Consider the following 18,352-nt stretch of genomic DNA (forward strand, 5'->3'; position numbering starts at 1 on the left):
CTGGCCGCTGATGGCGCTGACCACGTTGGTGCAAACCGTCAGGCTGCCGATGGTGCTGACCATGTCGGTGCAAATCGTCTGGCCGCTGATGGCGCTGACCATGTCGGTGCAAACCGCGTCAGCTAATACGATTTACAGGTCTACCGCTTCACGTGTTCCACCTCTCGAACTCCCTTTGTAGCCCGGTTTATGCCGGGCTTTTTTTTGCCCGAATAACCGCAGGGTCTGGAATCCCCAGGAAATGCCTTGCACTATGACGGCCTTCATTCTGTGCAGACAGCCGCTGCCCAAGTCGGCTCGTCGCCTCTCTCATCCAGGAAATACGCCATGTCAGACGATATTCATTTCTACGAACCTTCCAAAGGTCACGGGCTGCCGCACGATCCGTTCAACGCCATCGTCGGCCCGCGTCCCATTGGCTGGATTTCGTCTCAGGACGCCCACGGCAAGCTGAATCTTGCGCCTTACAGTTTCTTCAACGCCTTCAACTACGTGCCGCCGATCATTGGCTTCTGCAGCATTGGGCGCAAAGACAGCTTGAACAATATTGAGCAGACTGGCGAGTTCGTATGGAATCTCGCCACCCGCCCGCTTGCCGAGCAGATGAACATGAGCTGCGCGCCCGTGGCAGCCGATGTCAACGAATTCGAGCTGGCGAACCTCACCGCCGAGCCTTCGCGCATCGTGTCGGTGCCGAGGGTCAAAGAGACGCCGGTGGCGTTCGAGTGCAAAGTGACGCAGATCATCCAGCTACAGCGAGCGGACAAAGAAGTGGTACCAAGCTGGTTGATTCTGGGAGAGGTAGTGGCGATTCACATCGCCAAGCGCCTGCTCAAGGACGGAATCTACGACACCGCGGCGGGTGAGCCGATCCTGCGCGGCGGTGGACCCGCCGATTACTTCCAGTTGGGCCCCGAATCGTTGTTCAAGATGTATCGACCGAAAGCCTGATCAGTCTTGGGCGAACATCAACTCGCCCTCAGGGGTCACGTCGATCAACCGCTCCAGTTCCTGGGCAGCGGCTTGATCGGCGGCCAGGGCCGTTTTGAACTTCTGATCATCGAGCACGCGATGAAAGGTCGGCGCACCGCCAGCGTTCAAGCCTTTGACCGCAATCGCGGCGCTGTAGCCAGCCTCCCCCGGAACAGCGGCGGAAACGGCTTCGTAATGCTGGAATTCTTTGCGTGCCATGGAATCGGGATCCTGCCTTGAGAAGAGAAAGGCGAAGATTTTAAACCGTTGACGTCGATTAGGGGTGAGCTGCTCTTGGGCCGCTTGATGCTGACCGAGGCGAATACCCTGTCACCCCGCCTTCCTGACGTCCGGCAAGCCATACGCTGCCTCGGCCTGCGCGACGCTGACGTGGGAGAACGTCTGAAAGTCCAGGCTACTGACCAGGCGTTCGGTCACCAACTCGGAAAAGATTTTCAGCTCAGGGGTGGCGAACCAGTCGTTCATGGCGGATGCGTCGATCCACACGCCGCTGATCACCCACACGTCCTTGTCTGTCATCGATTGCTGCAGGGCGAAGTGCAGGCAACCGCCGGTGCTGGAAGATGGGGCGATCAGCGCGCTCAGGCGTGCGCCCAGTCGGGCACTGTTCCCGGCGCTGGCGCGTAAGGATACAAGGTGACTCACAGCTGACAGGTTGTGCATGATCTTCACTCCTTTGGTTCAGCCGCGATCGAAGAAGGCGTGGCGGCTGGATGTGAAGATTAGGGCCCCAGACGCAAGTGTCGGTAGCCGATTACTGCCCGGTTATTGCCTGATTCTGCGCGGATACGTCCCCACCGCGGGTGCATCGCCCGTCGACTCCTGCCGTTCGATGTGGGACTTTCAAGCAATCGACACCAGCAGACAGAGCGGTTGGTCGCCTATTCATTCAACCCTTGGCAGAATCAGGCAATCATCCGGCAGGATTCGCCTACCGCTCGCGATTGCACAAAAATAAGCTGTGATGCATCGACGCTTCGTCAGAGGATTTTTTCATGTTGCCTACCGCCGTTGAGCCCGCCGTGACCAGTGCCACGCCGGACACCCGGACGCTGCCTGAACTGAACGCACACATGGAACAGCAGCGTGCCGAGCTTGCCGGGCTGATTCGTCGGCACGCCCCAACGGACGGCAGCTTTCAGACCTTGATCAAGCCGCTGTTCATGGTGCGTCACGACCGCCCGCTGCAGTCCGTGCCGGGCCTGGTTCAACCCGCGCTGTGCATCATGGCGCAAGGTCGCAAGGACGTGACATTGGGTGGCGAGGTGTTCACCTACGACCCGCTCAACTACCTGGTGCTGTCAGTCGCCCTGCCCATCAGCGGCAAAGTGATTCATGCCACGCCGGAAGACCCGCACCTGGCCATGCGGCTGGACATCGACCCTGCCGACATCAATGCGCTGATTGCCGAGGCCGGGCCCATGAGCGTTCCGACTCGCCCCAGCGGACGCGGCATGTACGTGGAGCGCATCGATTCACAATTGCTGGACGCGGTCATCCGACTGATCCGGCTGCTGGACAGCCCGAAAGACATTCCCATGCTGGCGCCGCTGATCACCCGCGAGATCCTCTACCGTTTGCTGCGCGGCAGTGAGGGCTATCGGCTGTATGAAATCGCCATTTCCAACTGCCAGACCCATCGCGTGACGCAGGCGATCAAATGGCTGAACGAACACTTTCAGCAGCCGTTGCGTATTGAAGAACTGGCCCGGGAAGTGAATCTCAGCGTGTCGACCCTGCACCATCGCTTCAAGGCCGTGACCGCCATGAGCCCGTTGCAGTATCAGAAGCAGCTGCGTCTGCAGGAGGCCCGTCGTTTGATGCTGTCCGACGGGCTGGAGGCGTCAGCGGCCGGTTACAAAGTAGGGTACGAAAGCCCCTCCCAGTTCAGCCGCGAATACAGTCGTCTGTTCGGCGCGCCCCCCTTGCGGGACCTGGCGCGCCTGCGCAAGACGCTGTGACCCCCTGACGAGCACTGCATCAGCAACGCGCTGCATCAGGCAGAAAAAGTCGCGGCACAACGACAAATCCACCGATCATGCACCGCTCGCTGCCTGACTCACGATGCTTTCAGACCTTTCATCCAGCGATGCTGGTCTATCTCGATGACGGTGGGGCCTTGCCGACTCTTCGCTGCATCAAGCGCTGCTTTTAAAGGCTCGACGCCGCCGACCGCCTCGGCCGCACAGCCCAGCGCTTTGGCGACGCCGATGAAATCAGGGGTGTAAATGTCAACGCCCACCGGCTCGATCGCGCGATTGACCATGTACTTCTTGATCTCTTCATAACCCTGGTTGTTCCACAGCAAGACAATGATTGGGGTGCGCGCTTCGACAGCGCTGGCCAGCTCGGACAGCGTGAACTGAAGACCGCCGTCGCCGATCAGGCAGGCCACCGGGTGATGCTCGCCTGCATCTCGACTGCCCAGCCAGGCGCCAACAGCGGCGGGTAGCGCGTAACCCAGCGTGCCGTAACCGGTGGACGAGTTGAACCAGCGGCGAGGCTTGTCCAGATCCAGGGTCAGGTTCCCGGTGTAGACCGGCTGGGTTGAGTCGCCGACGATCACCACGTCGGGCAGCACCTCCAGGACGGTCTGCAAGAAGAGCGTCTGGCCGCGAGTGGCTTCATCCCAAGAGGTCGCCAGCGTCGCTTTGAGCGCGGCCGCGCGTTTGTGGCCCCAATCGTTTTGACGTTCGACCAGTGTTTCCTCCCCCAAGGCAGCCACCAGCGCCTCAGCCGCGCTCCGGGCATCGGACACCAGGGCGACCTTGGGCGGGAAGTTGCGCACCGTCTGATCAGGGTCGATATCGATACGCAACAGTGTGCCGGGAATCTTGAAGTGCCCCTGGAATGTAATGTCGTAATCGGTTTCGGCCAGTTCTGTGCCGATCGCCAGCACCACGTCGGCGCCTTCGATGATTTCGCGGGTCGGGTCAAGTGACTGGGTCGAACCGATCAACAACGGGTGATTCGAAGCCAGCATGCCCTTGGCGTTGATCGTCAGCGCAACTGGCGCATCGAGCTGTTCTGCCAGTTGAGTGAGTGGGCCGGCCGCATAAATGGCGCCACCACCGGCCAGGATCAGCGGACGCTTGGCCTTGGCCAGCAGCCCTGCCATTTGCTTGATGGCCGCAGGCGATGGACCGGCCGGCGTGACGGACACCGGCTGGCTGTCCAGCAGGTCATCAGCGTTTTCAACCAGCACATCCAGCGGAATTTCGATGTGTACAGGCCGTGGGCGACCGGCCTGGAACAACGCGAACGCACGGGCCAGCACCGAGGGCAGTTCGGCGGCCGACATCAATGTGTGGGAGAAGGCAGCGACCCCCGCCACCAGCGCACTCTGCGAGGGCAGTTCATGCAACTTGCCGCGTCCGCCGCCCAACTGGTTGCGCGACTGCACACTGGAAATCACCAGCATCGGAATCGAGTCGGCATAGGCCTGCCCCATTGCGGTCGTGATGTTGGTCATTCCAGGGCCGGTGATGATGAAACACACACCTGGCTTGCCGCTCGTGCGCGCATACCCGTCGGCCATGAAACCGGCGCCCTGCTCGTGGCGCGGCGTGACGTGATTGATCGAGGACCCTGCCAGGCCGCGATACAGCTCCACCGTATGCACGCCGGGAATGCCAAACACCTGCTCGACACCGTACCCCTCGAGTAACTTGACCAACACTTCGCCACACGTCGCCATTGTCTGGACCTTATCGTCGTCTGAAAACCGGATTCGGAGCTGCCCGCACGGCTCACACCCGGCGCGGCAGAGGTAGGATCATTGGAACCGTGCGGACATATCGGTGACAACGCAAAAAATGTCATGCTTAGCCATGTTTTCAGCTCATGGCTCAGCAACCGATGAAACGTCTGCCTGCCCTGCCCGCCCTGCACACCTTCCTGATTACGGCTCAGTGCTGCAATTTCACGCGCGCGGCAGAGCGGTTGCACATTACGCAAGGCGCGGTCAGCCGGCAGATTTCGGGGCTGGAGAGTCATCTGGGCTACCGCCTTTTTCAGCGCCACGCACGCGGGCTGAGCCTGACGGCACAAGGTCGTGAACTGTTCCCGCGCATCCAGCACGTGTTCGCGCTGATCGACGAGGCGGTCGATCAGGTCGGCATCAAACCCGAAGCGCTGCAACTCAAGGCCCCCACTTGCATGATGCGCTGGCTGCTGCCACGCCTGTTGCAGTGGCAAAAGGAGCGTCCGGATGTGCCCGTGGAACTGACGACGACCGTGCAGCACGCAGTGGACTTCCATCGCGAGGCGTTCGACGCCGCCGTGGTCTACGGTGCGCGCCCTGATGGTTCGATGCAGGTTCATCACATCTTTGACGAACAACTCACGCCGGTCTGTTCCCCATCACTGCTGGACGGTTCAACGCCGCTCGGCCAGTTGAGCGATCTGGAGCAGCACATGCTGCTGCACCCGACGCGCGATCAACGTGACTGGGAACAGTGGCTCAAAGCGGCGGGTACCACCCTGAGCAACATCAGCAAAGGTCAGCATTTCGACACACTCGACCTGGCGATGACGGTCGCGTCTCAGGGTTCGGGCGTCGCGATGGGCGACTGGGCACTGATCGGCGAAGACCTGAGCGCCGGGCGGCTGGTGATGCCGTTCGATCTGCGGGTAACAACCGGCCAGGCATACTATTTCGTTTACCCGAACCGCGGGGCTTCACCGCCATTGCAGGAACTGCTGAATTGGCTGCTGGCCCAGGCCGGTCAGCGCCAGGACTCGTGATCAACGTGGTTAATGAGCCCTGAGGACAAACCTTGCAGCGCGCCCTGGCTGATAAAAACATTCAATCTCTATCATCAGGCCATCATTGGCCATCCGTCCTACACTTACCTTGTCCGACAAAAAAACATTTTTGTAACCGGATCGAGGCAAATGCCATGAAAACCACAATAAAAAGACAATGCGTGTACGTAGTCGCTGTTCTGGCGGTGCTGAGCATCTATGCGGCAGGCGCCTATCGAATAGAACAACTGCGGCAGCAACCGCGCATGGCGGTCGTCTGCACCATCGGACACTGTGTGCCGTCGGACGCCAGTTTCAGCGCCTTGCGCTGAACGCATTCGACGCCATCCGCGTTCGAGGGAAATCGATAAAGCCAGCTATCGATTAGCTAGCTAACGGACTAGACTGAGCAAAAATTCCCGCAGCGGTGTACGGCGGGACCACTTGCCAGTTCGAGCCCTTGTCGTGACTAGCCTCAACCAAACCCGTCCGGACATCCGCAGCATTCTGTTCGCGCTGATGATGGCCGTCTTTCTGAGCGCACTGGACCAGACCATCGTCGCGGTCTCGATGCCCGCCATCTCCGCTCAATTCAAGGATTTCGACCTGTTGGCCTGGGTGATCTCGGCCTATATGGTGGCGCTGACCGTTGCCGTGCCGATTTACGGCAAGCTGGGCGATCTGTACGGCCGTCGACGCCTGATGCTGTTCGGCCTGGGGACGTTTACCCTCGCTTCCCTTTTTTGCGCCATGGCCCAGAGCATGGAGCAACTGGTGCTGGCGCGCGTGCTGCAGGGCATCGGCGCAGGCGGTATGGTCTCGGTCAGTCAGGCGATCATCGGCGACATCGTTCCACCGCGTGAACGCGGCCGGTATCAGGGTTATTTCAGCGGAATGTATGCGGCGGCGAGCGTTGCGGGACCGGTGCTGGGTGGCTTCATGACCGAATACCTCTCGTGGCGCTGGGTGTTCATCATCAACCTGCCGCTGGGCTTGGTGGCCTGGTGGGTCGCGCGTCGGACCCTGATCGGCCTGCCGGTTCCACAGCGCAAGCCTGTCATCGACTACCTGGGCACGGTGCTGATGATCATCGGCCTCACGGCCCTGCTGCTGGGGATCACGGAAATCGGTCAGGGCCATAGCTGGCGCGATGATCACGTGCTGATTCAGCTAGGCGTGGCCCTGCTGGCGCTGGTGGTCTTCGTGCTGTTCGAACGCCGGACCCGCGAGCCCCTGCTGCCCATGCACCTGTTCGCCAACCGTAGCGCCGTGTTGTGCTGGTGCACGATTTTCTTCACCAGCTTTCAGGCCATCTCGCTGATTGTGCTGCTGCCATTACGATTCCAGACCGTGACGGGCGGTGGCGCAGACAGTGCGGCCCTGCACCTGATGCCATTGGCGATCGGCATGCCGATGGGCGCTTACTTTGGCGGACGGCGGACATCACTGACCGGCCGCTACAAACCGATCATTCTGACGGGGGCAGCGCTGATGCCGCTGGCGATTCTGGGCATCGCTTTCACACCCCCACAGTCGGTGATCCTCACCGGACTTTTCATGGTGCTCACGGGCATCGCCAGCGGCCTGCAATTCCCCACATCGCTGGTTGGCACACAGAATTCGGTGGACATGAAGGACATGGGCGTGGCCACCAGCACCACCAACCTTTTCCGGTCATTGGGCGGTGCTGTGGGCGTGGCGAGCATGTCGGCGCTGTTATTGGCCATGTTGACGACGTCTGGCTTGGGCCACCTCAGTGGCAGCGCGATCGGTGAAGGGGGTTCGGGCAATCTGTTGATAGACAGCCTGAACGCCGCCAGCGGCCCGGCGCTCGAACTGCTTCGTGGTCAATTGTCGATGACCTTTCAGCATCTGCTGATGATCAGCGCCGCCGTCTCCGTCCTTGGTCTGGCAGCGGCGTTGGCAATGCCGAACAACCTTTTGCGCGGACGGGAGGACAAGGATCGGTGAGGTTGTTTGCCATCCCGTCTGTAGGAATGCGCTTGCCGCGCAACGTTGCTCCGGCCGATGAATATTCACGACCATGCTGGCCTCTCGCGGACAAGCGCGCTCCTGCAAGGCAGGCAGCGAATTCACTGACTCAACCGTTGTAATAGCCGACCGCAACCAGAAAATTCCCCACTTTGCGCATGTACGCATGCTTGTGCTCGACCTTGCCGGTGACCGGGTTGCGCCAGCGGTATTCGTATTCACCTTCCGGCTGTTTCCTGATCATGTCGAGCATCGGCAGGCCCACCGGTTTGCCTTCCGGGTCCTTGACCTTGCTGAAGTCGGTGTTGACCAGACGCAGGTTGGTGCCGTGCGCGACGTAGCGCTTGCTGTCGACGTTAACGACGAACACGTAGAGATCATCCTGCAGAAAGCCGCCTTTGAGGTTGTTGATCGCCTCGAGGGTTCCGTCCTGATCCTGCTCCAGCGCTCTGGACGCCTTGTCCAGCAGCGCCCTCGCCTGTTCCGGTGAAGCCCGAGGCAGGTAATAACCGACAGCCAGAACACGGTCACCGACACGCTGAAAATACACACGCTTGCGTTCGACCTTGCCGTCATTCTGGTTCTTCCAGCGGTACTCGGCCTGCTGAATCCCGGCGCTTTCCGGGGTATGCAGGACGTCCTTGAAGGCCTTCTGCAGATCGGGATCAAGGACCGAAGAGACGTCGCGGCCAATCAAGACCACCGACGGCCCACCACTGGCGAGCATGATGCCGTTGGTGTCGGTGACAAAGACATAGTGCTCACCGTCGACGTACTCGCCCTGACGACTGAACTCGGCCAGCGCCTTGTCACCGACCTGGCGGTAATGCGCCACGGCTTTTTCCAGCAGTGCCTTCGCCGCAGCCGCCTCTTGAGCCTCATCCCCCGCAGCCCAGGCCGAGCCGGCGCACAGGCAGGCCAGCACGAAGAAAACGAACCTGTTCCAAACCCCGCTTCTTGAACCAACTGACATCGCGCCCACCCCGTTTTTATTGGTTTGGCACCAAGCTTAGTCGGAGGATGGCAATAAGAAAGTATTCGGCAGTTCGATGCTTGCACCCGCAGAGCGCACATCTGTCAGCAGCCTGTTGCAGGACTGAATGCGCCAGGAGGTTTAGGTAAAGGCTGCGTAAATCACCTGTTCAATCCGCTTGAACGTATGTATAGATGCAGGCTAACCGCCACACAGTTATAGTCGGCTCTCTAAAGAGCGCGGTATTTGCTGCCTTCGGCTTTCATATGTGAAACAACGTGCGTCCGACCCGCGGTCATAAAGCGCTTCAAACGCGGGGATCGCCAGACCCTGTGGACGGGTCGCGCAAGGCGGGGCTGTAACGGAGCATGTCCAGGACGGTATCGACCAGGCGCTCTGCGTCCTGAAACAGCGGGAAGCTGTCGGGCACCAGTAACCACTGGCCAAGAATGCCATGTATATACGCATGCAGACAGATGGCCCCTCGTTGAGGGTTCAGATCGGCGGGTAACTGCCCTTGGCGAGAAGCGTTGCTCAGCGCCAGGGCGATGCGTTCATTGGCATCGAGCCAGACGAATTGCCGCTGACGCCGCATGTCACACATTTCATCGGTGAATTCGAATTTATGAAACAGAATTTCATTGATGCGGCGGGTTTTCGGGTCCATTGCAACTTGCTGAAACAAATGAACCAGAAGCTTTCGCGTCCAGCCCAGCGGATCAACTTCATCTGCGCTTTCACTGGCTCGGGCCATTTCCTCCAGCGGCTCATGCAGGCTGTCCAGCATCGCCTGGACCAGATCGGCCTTGTTGCTGAAGTGCCAATAGATCGCTCCGCGCGTAACTCCCGCCAGGGCTGCGATGTCTGCCAAGGTCGTGCGCGATACGCCACGCTCGAAAAACGCTTGCTCGGCAGCTTCAAGAATCTGCCTGCGGGTCTCCTGAGCTTCTTCTTTCGTGCGTCGGACCATGGCAGTAAAAACCTCAATGAAAATGCTTCCGGCTCTCTGGTCGAGTGGCCTGAACAGCATGCCGGACGGCCTTTGTAATGCCTTGTCCCGGACCTACAATCGATGCCCTGACTGCGTTTGTGTGTCGCAGAAATGGGTGTTTACAAACAACCGCGAACGTAAGTATATTCATTAGCTTGCTACTTATCCAGCCGGAAGACTTTTTTACGCCCTTTCCACTTCTCATGAGCTCGCGCTCCTGACCCGAGGATCTTCATGCAATTCAAGCCAGCTGTTACCGTACTGGTCACTGCCGTCGCCCTGGCCTCTCTGCTCAGCGGATGCAGTAAAAAGGAAGATGCGGCCGCGGCTGCACCACCGCCCCCTCAGGTCGGCGTCGTCACCATCCAGCCCCGGCCTTATACGCTGGTTTCCGACCTTCCGGGCCGCACCACGGCCTACCGCGTCGCTGAAGTGCGTCCGCAAGTGAACGGCATCATTCTCAAGCGCCTGTTCACTGAAGGCACCGACGTCAAGGCCGGTCAGCAGCTGTATCAGATCGATCCAGCCATCTATGAGGCCAACCTCAACAGCGCCAAGGCGACCTTCGAGGCTACGAACTCACTGGCTGGCCGCTATAAGCAGCTGATCAATGAACAGGCTGTGAGCCGTCAGGAATACGACACCGCCGTTGGCAATGCACGTGAAGCGCAAGCCGCCGTGCAGACTGCCCAGATCAATCTGCGTTACACCAAAGTGTATGCGCCGATCTCCGGTCGTATCGGTCGTTCGCTGGTGACCGAAGGTGCGCTGGTCAGCAACGGTCAGGCCGATGCGATGGCAACCATTCAACAGCTTGACCCAATCTACGTGGACGTTATCCAGTCATCGACCGAGATGCTGCGCCTGCGCCGTGATCTGGAAAGCGGCAAGCTGCAGAAAGCCGGTGACAACGCCGCGAAGGTCAAACTGACCCTGGAGGACAACAGCGAGTACCCGATCGACGGCAAGCTCGAGTTCTCCGAAGTCTCGGTTGACCAGAGCACGGGCTCGGTCACCTTGCGAGCGGTATTCCCCAACCCCAATCACACCCTTCTGCCGGGTATGTTCGTGCATGCGCGTCTGCAGGCTGGCGTCGATGAGAAGGCGATCCTGGTGCCGCAACAAGGCGTCACGCGTGACCTGAAAGGCACGCCCACTGCGCTGATCGTGAATCAGGACAACAAGGTCGAATTGCGCACGCTCGTGGCCAACCGTACCAGCGGCACCGATTGGGTCGTCGAGAAAGGCCTCAGCGCAGGCGACCGCGTCATCACCGAAGGCCTGCAGTACGTCAAACCCGGCGCGCAGGTGAAAGTGGCCGAGGCAACCAACATCAAACCCGCTGCTGCCCCGGCTCCCGCGCAAGGGAGTAACTGATCCATGTCGAAGTTTTTCATCGACCGACCGATTTTCGCCTGGGTAATCGCCCTGGTGATCATGCTGGTCGGCGCATTATCGATCCTCAAGCTGCCGATCAACCAATACCCGGCCATCGCGCCACCGGCCATTGCCATTCAGGTGACCTACCCGGGTGCCTCTGCACAGACCGTGCAAGACACCGTGGTTCAAGTCATCGAACAGCAAATGAACGGTATCGACAACCTGCGCTACATCTCCTCTGAAAGTAACTCCGATGGCAGCATGACCATCACGGTGACCTTCAACCAGGGGACCAACCCTGATATCGCGCAGGTCCAGGTGCAGAACAAGCTGAACCTGGCGACCCCACTGCTGCCTCAAGAGGTGCAACAGCAGGGTCTGCGCGTGACCAAAGCAGTGAAGAACTTCCTGATGGTGGTGGGTCTGGTGTCGGAAGACGGCAGCATGGCCAAGGAAGACTTGTCCAACTACATCGTTTCCAACATTCAGGACCAGATCGCCCGTACCCCGGGCGTGGGTGACTTCCAGGTCTTCGGTGCGCAGTACGCGATGCGTATCTGGCTCGACCCGGACAAGCTGAACAACTACCAGTTGACCCCGGTCGACGTTAAAGCCGCCATCACCGCTCAGAACGTTCAAGTGTCGTCCGGTCAGATCGGTGGCCTGCCAGCTGTCAAAGGCCAGCAGCTCAACGCCACGATCATCGGCAAGACCCGTCTGCAAACCGCCGAGCAGTTCGGCAATATCCTGCTCAAGGTCAACCAGGACGGCTCTCAAGTTCGTCTGAAAGACGTCGCCAGCATCGGTCTGGGGGGTGAAAACTACAGCGTCGATGCGCAGTTCAACGGTAAGCCGGCCTCGGGTCTGGCGATCAAACTGGCGACCGGCGCCAACGCGCTGGACACTGCCAAGGCGATTCGCGAAACCGTCAGCCGCCTGGAGCCGTTCTTTCCGCCGGGCATGAAAGTGGTTTACCCGTACGACACGACGCCTGTGGTCAAGGAATCGATCAACGGCGTTGTTCATACCCTGGGTGAAGCCATCATCCTGGTGTTCCTGGTGATGTACCTGTTCCTGCAGAATTTCCGCGCCACCATCATCACCACGATGACGGTCCCGGTCGTACTGTTGGGTACTTTCGGCATCCTTGCCGCCGCCGGTTTCACCATCAATACGCTGACCATGTTCGGCATGGTGCTCGCCATCGGTCTGTTGGTGGACGATGCGATCGTGGTGGTGGAGAACGTCGAGCGGGTGATGGCCGAAGACCATCTGTCCCCGCGAGACGCCACACGTAAATCGATGGAGCAGATTCAGGGCGCCCTGGTGGGTATCGCGATGGTGCTGTCGGCGGTATTGCTGCCCATGGCATTCTTTGGCGGCTCCACGGGTGTCATCTACCGTCAGTTTTCGATCACCGTGGTGTCAGCCATGGCGCTGTCGGTACTGGTCGCGCTGGTCTTCACCCCGGCCCTCTGTGCTACGTTGCTCAAGCCGATCGATCCTGAAAAGCATGGACAACCGCGCAAGGGTTTCTTTGGCTGGTTCAACCGCACCTTCGACCGCAGCGTCCTCAGCTACGAGCGTGGCGTCGGCAACGTCATCCGTCACAAGATTCCGGCATTCCTCGTTTATATCCTGATCTTCGCGGGCATGATCTGGATGTTTACCCGCATCCCGACCGCGTTCCTGCCGGAAGAAGACCAGGGCGTGATCTTCGCCCAAGTGCAGACGCCGCCCGGCTCTACCGCCGAGCGTACTCAGGACACCCTGGACAAGATGCGCGAATACCTGCTGACCGACAGTGGCGTGAACTCCGTGTTTACCGTCAACGGCTTCAACTTCGCCGGTCGCGGTCAGAGCTCGGGTCTTGCATTCGTGATGCTCAAGCCCTGGGAAGAGCGTGATTCGTCGAACAGCGTGTTCGAGGTGGCCAAGCGTGCGCAGGCGCATTTCTTCGGTTTCCGTGACGCGATGTCGTTCGCCGTCGTTCCTCCCGCCGTACTGGAGTTGGGTAACGCGACCGGTTTCGACCTGTACCTCCAGGATCAGGCCGGTCTGGGCCACGAAAAACTGATGCAGGCGCGTAACCAGTTGTTGGGACTGGCCGCGCAAAGCAAGATTCTGGCGGGCGTACGTCCGAACGGGCTGACCGACGAGCCGCAGTACCAGTTGCTGATCGATGACGAAAAAGCCCGTGCGCTGGGCGTGACGCAATCCGACATCAACACCACCCTGTCGGTGGCGATGGGCGGCAATTACGTCAACGACTTCATCGACCGTGGCCGGGTGAAGAAGGTGTACATCATGGGCAATGCGAAATCGCGGATGAGCCCTGAAGACCTGAAGAAGTGGTACGTGCGCAACGCCAGCGGCACGATGGTTCCGTTCGACGCCTTCGCCAGCGGCGAGTGGGTGTTCGGCTCGCCCAAACTGTCGCGTTACAACGGTGTTCCGGCCGAGGAAATCCTTGGTACACCGGCACCGGGGTACAGTACCGGTCAGGCCATGGCCGAGATCGAAAAGTTGGCGCAGCAACTGCCGCAGGGCATCGGTTACTCCTGGACGGGTCTGTCGTTCGAGGAGCGCCTTTCCGGTTCACAGGCTCCGGCGCTGTATGCGATTTCGGTACTGGTCGTGTTCCTCTGTCTCGCGGCGCTGTATGAAAGCTGGTCGATCCCGATCGCGGTTCTGTTGGTCGTACCGCTGGGCGTCATCGGCGCGTTGATGGCAACCAGCCTGCGTGGTCTGTCCAACGACGTGTTCTTCCAGGTAGGTCTGTTGGTGACGGTGGGTCTGGCGGCGAAAAACGCCATCCTGATCGTCGAATTCGCCAAGGAACTGCATGAACAGGGCAAGTCGTTGATGGATGCCGCCGTGGAAGCGTGTCGCATGCGTCTGCGTCCTATCGTGATGACGTCGATGGCGTTCATCCTCGGCGTGGTACCGCTGACCATTTCCACCGGCGCGGGCTCGGGCAGTCAGCACTCGATCGGTACCGGCGTGATCGGCGGTATGATCACGGCGACGATTCTGGCGATCTTCTGGGTACCTCTGTTCTTCGTTTCGGTATCCTCGCTGTTCAAGAGCAAACAGAAACACACTCCACACGATGAGGCTGGCCAATGAGCAAGTCCCTGATCTCTCTGGCAGTTACCGCGTTCATTCTTAGCGGCTGCTCGTTGATCCCCGATTACAAGCAGCCCGCAGCTCCGGTGGCCGCCCAGTACCCGCAAGGCCCGGCCTATTCGCCGGCCGACGCGCCCAACCAGGCAGCGGTAGAGCAAGGCTGGCGTCAGTTCTTCCACGACCCGGCGCTGCAACAACTGATTCAGACAGCGCTGGTGAACAACCGTGATCTGCGTGTCGCCGCCCTGAATATCGACGCCTATCGCGCGCAGTACCGCATCCAGCGTGCGGACCTGTACCCGGCCGTGAACGCTGAAGGCACCGGTACGCGCCAACGCGTACCGGCGGATCTTTCGCGAACCGGCGAGGCAGGCATTACCAGTCAGTATTCGGTCGGTCTGGGTGTCAGCTCCTATGAACTGGACCTGTTCGGCCGCGTGCGCAGCCTGAGCGAGCAAGCCCTTGAAACCTACTTCGCCAGCGAAGAAGCCCGTCGCAGCACGCAGATAAGCCTGGTGGCCAACGTCGCCAATGCTTATCTGACCTGGCAGGCGGACAAGGAATTGCTCAAGCTGACTCAGGACACCCTGGGCGCTTTTGAAGAAAGCCTGCGCCTGACCACGCGCAGCAACGAAGTCGGCGTGGCGTCGGCACTGGACCTGGCGCAGTCGCGTACCTCGGTGGAGAGCGCCCGCGTCAAGCTAGCTCAATACCAGCGCCTGGTCGCGCAGGACGAGAACAACCTCGTCCTGCTGCTGGGCACCGGTCTGCCAGCCAACTTGCCAGCTCCGCAGCCGCTGAGCGCTGACATGCTCAATGAGATGCCGGCCGGTCTGCCTTCCGAGCTGCTGCAACGTCGTCCGGATATCCTCCAGGCCGAGCACAGCCTGAAAGCCGCCAACGCCAACATCGGCGCCGCACGGGCCGCGTTCTTCCCGAGTATCAGCCTGACCGCCAGCGCGGGTACGGCAAGCACCGATCTGAGCGGTTTGTTCAAAGGCGGCTCGGGTACCTGGTTGTTCACACCGACGATCAATCTGCCGATCTTCAACGCGGGTAGCCTGCGCGCGAGCCTGGATTACTCGAAGATTCAGAAAGACATCGGCGTCGCCAACTACGAGAAGGCCATTCAGACCGCGTTCCAGGAAGTTTCCGACGGCCTGGCCGCACGCAAGACCTTCACCGATCAACTTAAGGCGCAGACCGACTTCGTGGCTGCCAACCAGGATTACTACCGTCTGGCTGAGCGACGCTACCGCATCGGGATCGACAGTAACCTGACCTTCCTCGATGCTCAGCGTCAGTTGTTCAGTGCGCAGCAATCGTTGATCACGGATCGTCTGTCGCAGTTGTCCAGCGAGGTGAATCTGTACCGCGCGCTGGGTGGTGGCTGGTACGAGCAGACTCAGACCGGCCAGAAACAGCCGACCTCGGGTGATGTGCCGGCGATGCGGATGTTCTGATTTGATGCGTCATGAGAAAACCCACCGTTTGGTGGGTTTTTTTATGGGCATTTTTAATGGCCCGGCTCGCGCGTCTGGACTATCGCGCTAGAAAAGCAAAATCAAAAGCATCGAATGACGTAACGCTTGTAGGAGCGTGGCTTGTCCCGCGACCTACCGCGCAGCGGTAGCAAATCCAGGCGACTTGGTAATGCCTGACACTCCGCGTCCTTGACACTTGCTGCCGGTTCCCGGCAGATCGCGGGACAAGCCACGCTCCTATGGATAGGGATGGCGTGCGGGAGATTGATGCACGAATCAGGCAGGACCACTGCCAGCGTCACCAAAGACAATGGATCTGCACACCCAACTAAATCCGATTCACGCTAATAAAAACTCCGTCACCCTCCACGTAAACGTATCCCCCAACTCAACGCTGGACAGATGCGCCGCGTAGTAATCAGATAGCTGCGAACCATCAATGTGATTCTGCAAAAAGTGCCCATCAGCCACGGTAGTCACCGAATCATGACTGCCACAGATGATCAGCGTATCCACCGTGATCGATCCCACCTGTTTGCTGAAATCCGCATCACGCACCGCCGCACAGCACGCCGCATAGCCCAGCGGAGAAGTGCTGGCGAGCACGTCAGTCACCGGCGTGACTTTATCCGCATGGTCGCGCGCAAACTCCGGCGTGAACCAGCGCCCTACCGCACCGGCACCCAGCGCCTTCATCGCCTGATCGCCGCCCTTCTCCACCATGTCGATTCGCGGCCCCCACATCTCAGGACCACCGATCTTCGCGGCGGTGTTGCACAGGATCAGTTTGAGCAGACGGTCACTGGCATGAATACCCAGCCACTGACCGATCAGCCCGCCCATCGACAGGCCACAGAAATGCGCGCGTTCGACCTTCAGGGCATCGAGCAGCGCCAACACGTCACGCCCTAACTGCTCAATGGTGTAAGGCCCCTGAGTGACCAGCGACCTGCCATGGCCGCGCGTGTCATAACGCACCACCCGAAAGGACTTCTTGAATGGGTCGATCTGCGCGTCCCACATGTGCAGGTCTGTGCCCAGCGAGTTGGACAGCACCAGCACCGGCGCGCCAGCAGGCCCCTCGACCTCGTAATACATTTCACCGTCTTCAAGTTGTACGAAAGCCATAGCCGCTCCTGTTTATCGGGCACTTGCGAGAACGTCATTGAAGAGTATGGATGACGCGCGCCTGCTCGCAGGCGCGCGCGGGTAAATCAGTGGTCTTCGTGCAGGTATTCCGGCTTCTTCGGCAGACGCAGACTGAAGAGGAAAGCGATCGCCATCATGACGGTCACATACCAGTAGAAGGTGTTTTCCGAGCCCATGTTCTTGAAACTCAGAGCCACGAACTCCGCCGAACCGCCGAAGATCGCGTTGGCGACGGCGTACGCCAGGCCCACGCCCAACGCCCGGACATGCACCGGAAACATCTCGGCTTTGACCAGGCCGCTGATCGAGGTGTAGAAGCTGACGATCGCCAGGGCCAGTGTGATCAGGACGAACGCCAGGACCGGGCTGGTGGTGGTTTTCAGGGTCATCAGCAGCGGCACGGTGCACAGGGTGCCCAGACCGCCGAACCACAACATCGATGCGCGGCGACCAATCTTGTCCGCCAGCGCGCCGAACACCGGCTGCATGCACATGTACAGAAACAAAGCGCCGGTCATGATGTAACTGGCGACCTTGGGGTCCATGTGAACGGTGTTCACCAGGTATTTCTGCATGTACGTGGTGAAGGTGTAGAAAATCAGCGAGCCGCCGGCGGTATAACCCAGCACGGTAATGAACGCGGCTTTATGGTCACGGAACAGCGCAGCGATGCTGCCGGCGTCCTTGTCCTGGCGCACCTCAGCGGTGGTGGTTTCTTTCAGCGAGCGACGCAGCAGCAGCGAAATGACAGCCGCAATCGCGCCGACCACAAATGGAATCCGCCAGCCATAGGCCTTCAACTCATCGGCACTCAGAAACTGTTGCAGGATGACCACTGTCAGGACGGCCAGCAATTGACCACCGATCAGCGTCACGTACTGAAAGGACGCGAAGAAACCGCGCTGCCCCCGCAGCGCAACTTCGCTCATGTACGTCGCGGTAGTGCCGTATTCCCCCCCGACCGACAGGCCTTGAAACAGGCGTGCGACCAGAAGCAGGAACGGCGCCCAGGCGCCAATGGCGGCATAGGTCGGCAGGCAGGCAATGACCAGCGAGCCGCTGCACATCATCAGAACCGAAATCATCATCGAGTTCTTGCGGCCGTGCTTGTCGGCGACGCGGCCGAACAACCAGCCACCGATGGGACGCATCAGAAAGCCTGCCGCAAATACGCCGGCGGTGTTCAGCAGTTGCACGGTCGGGTCGTCAGACGGGAAGAAGGCCGGTGCGAAATAGATGGCGCAGAAGGCGTAGACATAGAAGTCGAACCATTCCACGAGGTTGCCTGATGAGGCCCCCACAATCGCAAAAATCCTTTTGCTCCTTTCTTCTCCGGTGTAGTGAGTCGTTGTCATTATTTTTTCCCCAGTTTTTATAAGTACCAGCCCGTTCGAGCCTGTTCCTGCGGCCAGTCTACGACATAGTCTGCAACATTTAGACTTAAGCAGTAACACTTCGACATCACAAGGACAACCGCCCAAGCCATCAAGTTGCCTGTTCGTGGAGGCAGTCGAT

At 59.7% G+C, this 18,352-nt stretch carries 15 protein-coding genes; 8 read left to right on the plus strand and 7 right to left on the minus strand.

Annotation, left to right across the window (positions count from 1 at the left end):
- The first annotated feature begins 327 nt into the window (after nucleotides 1-327).
- A complete protein-coding gene (locus BMY73_RS15845) occupies nucleotides 328-951 on the plus strand; it encodes a flavin reductase family protein (protein ID WP_062383683.1) in 624 nt (207 codons plus the stop codon).
- Here the strand turns inward: BMY73_RS15845 and BMY73_RS15850 are convergent, their stop codons facing one another.
- Together BMY73_RS15850 and BMY73_RS15855 are read right to left on the minus strand one after the other, a co-directional pair.
- Nucleotides 952-1,191 (minus strand): hypothetical protein, encoded by a 240-nt coding sequence (locus BMY73_RS15850; protein WP_092408267.1) that lies wholly within the window; start codon nucleotides 1,189-1,191, stop codon nucleotides 952-954. It lies immediately after the preceding gene.
- A 111-nt stretch (nucleotides 1,192-1,302) separates the two neighbouring features.
- Nucleotides 1,303-1,656, minus strand: coding sequence for an antibiotic biosynthesis monooxygenase family protein (locus tag BMY73_RS15855; RefSeq protein WP_062383690.1), 354 nt, complete (start codon nucleotides 1,654-1,656; stop codon nucleotides 1,303-1,305).
- Between the two features lie 410 nt (nucleotides 1,657-2,066).
- Here BMY73_RS15855 and BMY73_RS15860 point away from each other — a divergent pair, with 410 nt between their 5' ends.
- On the plus strand, nucleotides 2,067-2,954 hold the full coding sequence (locus BMY73_RS15860) for an AraC family transcriptional regulator (RefSeq protein ID WP_256571190.1): 888 nt from the start codon (nucleotides 2,067-2,069) through the stop codon (nucleotides 2,952-2,954).
- A gap of 98 nt (nucleotides 2,955-3,052) precedes the next feature.
- Here the strand turns inward: BMY73_RS15860 and BMY73_RS15865 are convergent, their stop codons facing one another.
- Nucleotides 3,053-4,690, minus strand: a complete 1,638-nt coding sequence (locus BMY73_RS15865; protein WP_092408271.1) for a 5-guanidino-2-oxopentanoate decarboxylase — start codon at nucleotides 4,688-4,690, stop codon at nucleotides 3,053-3,055.
- A 161-nt stretch (nucleotides 4,691-4,851) separates the two neighbouring features.
- Between BMY73_RS15865 and BMY73_RS15870 the strand changes: the two genes are divergently transcribed.
- The 3 genes from BMY73_RS15870 (at nucleotide 4,852) to BMY73_RS15875 (ending at nucleotide 7,710) form a co-directional block, all read left to right on the plus strand.
- Complete coding sequence (locus BMY73_RS15870) at nucleotides 4,852-5,739, plus strand: LysR substrate-binding domain-containing protein (protein ID WP_092408377.1); 888 nt, start codon at nucleotides 4,852-4,854, stop codon at nucleotides 5,737-5,739.
- A gap of 182 nt (nucleotides 5,740-5,921) precedes the next feature.
- The gene (locus tag BMY73_RS28340; RefSeq protein WP_175500191.1) at nucleotides 5,922-6,071 is read left to right on the plus strand and encodes a hypothetical protein; all 150 of its coding nucleotides are present in this window, start codon (nucleotides 5,922-5,924) and stop codon (nucleotides 6,069-6,071) included.
- 133 nt (nucleotides 6,072-6,204) lie between these two features.
- Entirely contained in the window at nucleotides 6,205-7,710 is a 1,506-nt protein-coding gene (locus BMY73_RS15875; protein ID WP_062383695.1) for an MDR family MFS transporter, read from the plus strand.
- 130 nt (nucleotides 7,711-7,840) lie between these two features.
- On the opposite strand, the gene BMY73_RS15880 is transcribed toward BMY73_RS15875, so the two are convergent.
- Both BMY73_RS15880 and BMY73_RS15885 read right to left on the minus strand, forming a co-directional pair.
- Nucleotides 7,841-8,704, minus strand: a complete 864-nt coding sequence (locus BMY73_RS15880; protein ID WP_092408273.1) for a cache domain-containing protein — start codon at nucleotides 8,702-8,704, stop codon at nucleotides 7,841-7,843.
- 307 nt (nucleotides 8,705-9,011) lie between these two features.
- On the minus strand, nucleotides 9,012-9,674 hold the full coding sequence (locus BMY73_RS15885; protein WP_062384096.1) for a TetR family transcriptional regulator: 663 nt from the start codon (nucleotides 9,672-9,674) through the stop codon (nucleotides 9,012-9,014).
- 255 nt (nucleotides 9,675-9,929) lie between these two features.
- On the opposite strand from BMY73_RS15885, the gene BMY73_RS15890 reads away from it, so the two are divergent.
- From BMY73_RS15890 to BMY73_RS15900, 3 genes are read left to right on the plus strand one after another with little or no spacing between them, the layout of a single operon-like run.
- A complete protein-coding gene (locus BMY73_RS15890; protein WP_092408275.1) occupies nucleotides 9,930-11,072 on the plus strand; it encodes an efflux RND transporter periplasmic adaptor subunit in 1,143 nt (380 codons plus the stop codon).
- A 3-nt stretch (nucleotides 11,073-11,075) separates the two neighbouring features.
- Nucleotides 11,076-14,204, plus strand: coding sequence for an efflux RND transporter permease subunit (locus BMY73_RS15895; RefSeq protein ID WP_062383705.1), 3,129 nt, complete (start codon nucleotides 11,076-11,078; stop codon nucleotides 14,202-14,204).
- Nucleotides 14,201-15,667: an AdeC/AdeK/OprM family multidrug efflux complex outer membrane factor gene (locus BMY73_RS15900; RefSeq protein WP_092408277.1), complete on the plus strand. Its 1,467-nt coding sequence runs from the start codon at nucleotides 14,201-14,203 to the stop codon at nucleotides 15,665-15,667. Before BMY73_RS15895 ends, BMY73_RS15900 begins: the two co-directional genes overlap by 4 nt.
- Nucleotides 15,668-16,027: 360 nt before the next feature.
- On the opposite strand, the gene pcaD is transcribed toward BMY73_RS15900, so the two are convergent.
- Both pcaD and BMY73_RS15910 read right to left on the minus strand, forming a co-directional pair.
- On the minus strand, nucleotides 16,028-16,816 hold the full coding sequence (gene pcaD / locus BMY73_RS15905) for a 3-oxoadipate enol-lactonase (RefSeq protein ID WP_092408279.1): 789 nt from the start codon (nucleotides 16,814-16,816) through the stop codon (nucleotides 16,028-16,030).
- Between the two features lie 86 nt (nucleotides 16,817-16,902).
- Nucleotides 16,903-18,192: an MFS family transporter gene (locus BMY73_RS15910; RefSeq protein WP_092408281.1), complete on the minus strand. Its 1,290-nt coding sequence runs from the start codon at nucleotides 18,190-18,192 to the stop codon at nucleotides 16,903-16,905.
- Nucleotides 18,193-18,352: the final 160 nt, after the last annotated feature.

It is taken from the genome of Pseudomonas sp. NFACC02 (genome assembly GCF_900110765.1).
Classification (GTDB): Bacteria; Pseudomonadota; Gammaproteobacteria; order Pseudomonadales; family Pseudomonadaceae; genus Aquipseudomonas.